Annotated in this window: 5 protein-coding genes; 3 read left to right on the top strand and 2 right to left on the bottom strand. The window is 42.9% G+C overall.

The features are described from left to right. From gpmI to VE944_RS10015, 3 genes are all read left to right on the top strand, one after another. A partial coding sequence (gene gpmI, locus VE944_RS10025; RefSeq protein WP_324975998.1) for a 2,3-bisphosphoglycerate-independent phosphoglycerate mutase occupies positions 1-1,514 on the top strand: 1,514 nt, incomplete at its 5' end. Positions 1,515-1,598: 84 nt separating this feature from the next. Beyond that, the gene (secG, locus tag VE944_RS10020) at positions 1,599-1,832 is read left to right on the top strand and encodes a preprotein translocase subunit SecG (protein WP_094328436.1); all 234 of its coding nucleotides are present in this window, start codon (positions 1,599-1,601) and stop codon (positions 1,830-1,832) included. Between the two features lie 10 nt (positions 1,833-1,842). Continuing rightward, positions 1,843-2,655, top strand: a complete 813-nt coding sequence (locus tag VE944_RS10015; protein WP_324975993.1) for a peptidase — start codon at positions 1,843-1,845, stop codon at positions 2,653-2,655. Between the two features lie 74 nt (positions 2,656-2,729). On the opposite strand, the gene VE944_RS10010 is transcribed toward VE944_RS10015, so the two are convergent. Together VE944_RS10010 and VE944_RS10005 are read right to left on the bottom strand one after the other, a co-directional pair. After that, a complete protein-coding gene (locus VE944_RS10010) occupies positions 2,730-3,164 on the bottom strand; it encodes a DUF29 domain-containing protein (RefSeq protein ID WP_324975990.1) in 435 nt (144 codons plus the stop codon). Between the two features lie 197 nt (positions 3,165-3,361). Beyond that, a partial coding sequence (locus tag VE944_RS10005) for a DM13 domain-containing protein (protein ID WP_324976001.1) occupies positions 3,362-3,494 on the bottom strand: 133 nt, incomplete at its 5' end.

Raw genomic sequence — 3,494 nt, 5'->3', positions numbered from 1 at the left:
TTGCTGCTAAAACTCCCATTGTGGAAAGTTTATGGGCAGCTTACCCGCATACCCTCATCCGCACATCAGGAAAAGCCGTAGGGTTGCCAGAAGGTCAAATGGGCAACTCGGAAGTAGGTCATTTGAACATTGGTGCTGGGCGAGTTGTACCGCAAGAACTGGTACGCATCTCTGATGCGGTCGAAGACGGTTCTATTGCCTTAAACCCAGCACTCGTCAAAATTTGCCAGGAAGTTCGCTCTCGGAATAGCAAGCTGCATGTAGTCGGGCTTTGTTCTGAGGGAGGGGTACATTCGCATATCACCCATCTATTCGGACTACTTGACTTAGCCAAGAAAGAGCGAATTCCAGAAGTTTGTATCCACGCTATTACCGATGGTCGTGACACCGCCCCAACTGACGGTGTAAGAGCAATCACACTGCTGGAAAATTACATAGACCGCACAGGAATTGGGCGCATAGTCACCCTCAGCGGTCGCTACTACGCGATGGATCGCGATCACCGTTGGGATCGAGTAAAACGCGCCTACGATGTGATGACCCAAGATGGTCTGGTTGATAATCGCACGGCTGTGGAAATCTTGCAAGCATCTTACGCCGAAGGGGTAAAAGATGAATTTATCAACCCCATTAGAATTGCACCCGGCGCAATAGAACCAGGGGATGGAGTGATATTTTTCAACTTCCGCCCGGATCGCTCCAGACAACTGACTCAAGCTTTGGTCAGTCCCACTTTTAACGGTTTTGAAAGACAGCAAATTACACCACTGTCTTTTGTCACGTTTACACAATACGATTCAGACTTACCCGTGGCTGTAGCCTTTGAGCCGCAGAATCTCAGTAACATTCTGGGAGGAGTCATAGCTAATCATGGTCTGAATCAGTTCCGCACCGCCGAAACAGAAAAATACGCCCACGTAACCTATTTCTTTAATGGGGGTCTGGAGGAACCTTTCGCTGGAGAAGATCGGGAACTAGTAAGCAGCCCGATGGTAGCGACTTACGATCACGCCCCAGCGATGTCAGCAGCAGCAGTTACAGATGTAGCGATCGCTGCGATTCAAAAGGGTATATATTCCCTGGTTGTGATTAACTATGCCAACCCAGACATGGTAGGGCATACTGGTCAAATCGAAGCTACCATTACAGCAGTTGAAACAGTTGATCGCTGTTTGGGACGCCTACTAGAGAGCGTTATCAAAGCAGGGGGTACAACAATTATTACTGCTGACCACGGTAACGCCGAGTATATGCTAGATGAAGGGGGTAATCCCTGGACGGCTCATACCACTAACCCAGTCCCCTTGATCTTGGTAGAAGGCGAGAAAGTCAAAATCCCTGGATATGGTACAAATGTCGAATTGCGAAGCGATGGCAAGCTATCCGACATCGCTCCCACGATTCTAGAGATTTTACAGCTGCCTCAGCCACCAGAAATGACCGGGCGATCGCTGCTGAAAACAGCAGAATATGAGTTGCAACGCACTCGCACTCCCGTACAAGTGGGGCTATAAAAGAGTGCTGAGTTAGGAGTTCACTTAAAACTCCTAACTCCTGTAGTCTGTTTTTTGAAACTTTTTATAAATGAGATTGCTACCATGACAGTTACTAATATCGTGCAAGGCATTTGGGCCTTTTCCGCCACTGGTTTGATTATCTTAGTTTTACTGCATAGCCCCAAAGGTGATGGTATTGGAGCCATTGGCGGACAAGCCCAGCTATTTAGCAGCACCAAAAGTGCAGAAAACACCTTAAACCGAATTACTTGGGCATTGACAGTAATTTTTCTCGGTTTAACAGTAGTTTTAAGTGCTGGTTGGCTGCCTAAATAAGGATAGGTTAATGGGGCAAAAAACCCAACACTCGATACTTAACACTCTAATAAATTTTATTTCACAACGGTTAATTACAGCTCTTGCCTTGTTTTTTGGCACAGGGCTATTAATCATTTTTACTAATCTCCAGTCTAGTGATGGGTTTACAATAATACCAAAATCTGTATATTTAGACTCAATAATTTCTCTTCCTCCATCGTCTCCCCCAAAACCCCATCCCTTACCGCCTACACTCGCACAGTGGCAAGATGGCACAAACAGTGGTGATTACTTTTCCCAAGTCACAACAACCCAAGTTGGTTATTTAGTCTGGTCGCAATTTCCTATTCGAGTTTACGTAGAACCACCAAGAGCTGTTAACGAAAAACAAGCTCAAGCATGGGTTAAAGCTGTCTTGCAGGGTGTACAAGAGTGGAGTACTTATTTACCTTCAACAATAGTCGAACAGCCAGAAATTGCTGATATTACGATTGTGCGAAAAGCGCCACCTCTAGAAATTTCTCCTGGTAGTAATATACCTCGTGCGCGATCGGCACAAACTACTTACGAGTTGTACACCAGCAACAAAGTTTTATCCCACCGCTTCACCATCTTATTAAGTCCCAGTCAAACAGGTGAGTATCTTATTGCAGCTAGCCGCCACGAATTCGGTCATGCACTGGGAATTTGGGGCCATAGTCCGCTACAAACTGATGCGCTATATTTTTCCCAAGTTCGTAATCCGTCGCCTATTTCTGTTAGGGATGTGAATACTTTAAAGCGGGTTTATGAACAGTCAACCAGTTTAGGATGGTCTTTAGTGGATAATTCAGCGACTTAATTTTATGGTGTTGGTGAGTTACAATATGAATATGTTTTGTTTGTGTAAAAAATCAAAATTTAAGATTAAGGCAATCAATTTTTATCCAAAGTTTGCTCTAAAGTATAAGGAGATAATTCAGGTAAATTAGTTAGCTTTGTTTTAGCTTTAACATAATCTAAGGCATTGCTATAAATTATGCTGAAATTTACCTCTAAATAATTGCGTAAATTGGCACTTAAATCTTCATTCACTTGGTTCCGAAAACTAATAATTTCCGCAGCCCAATGATTAGCATTTCTTGGCTTCTCTAAATCCCAATATTGATAAAGTAATAAATATCTAATAATCTGTTCCAATAAACTTCTTACTCGCCTTTTTTCATTTTTAGCCAAATCTTCCAATTCTTCTATTAAGTTTTCATAGTCAACGTCTGCTAATTGTCGATTTTTGAGACATTTAATAGTTTCCTCTAACCATTGCAGGTAATTGGATTCATATAATGTTTTTATGTCGATGATTGCAGTCATTTTTTGATTTTGTAGCTTTAACAAACAAGAGGGGTTAATTTCCCATCCCCAAAGGGAATTGCTTGTAATGAGAAAGAGGTTTAAATCCCCATCTCAAAACTTAATTGCGTTAGCGACGCGCAAGGCGAGTCCGCGATAGCGAAGCGTTAGCGACGCAGGAGCGTCGCGTCATTGCGAATTGCGAATTGGTTTAATATTTACTGATTCAAATTAGCAGCGCCAAAAGTAGCATTAAACTTGCGACACCAGATAGCGGCAGATTTATAGTCTGCTAAATTGATACTTTGAGGAATAGAATATGTTTGAGCGCCACTATATTTTTTTAGAGGA

This window comes from Nostoc sp. (genome assembly GCF_035638895.1).
GTDB lineage: Bacteria > Cyanobacteriota > Cyanobacteriia > Cyanobacteriales > Nostocaceae > Nostoc.
The sequence above is the reverse complement of the archived record's forward strand: the minus strand, read 5'-3'. Positions and strand labels throughout refer to the sequence as shown.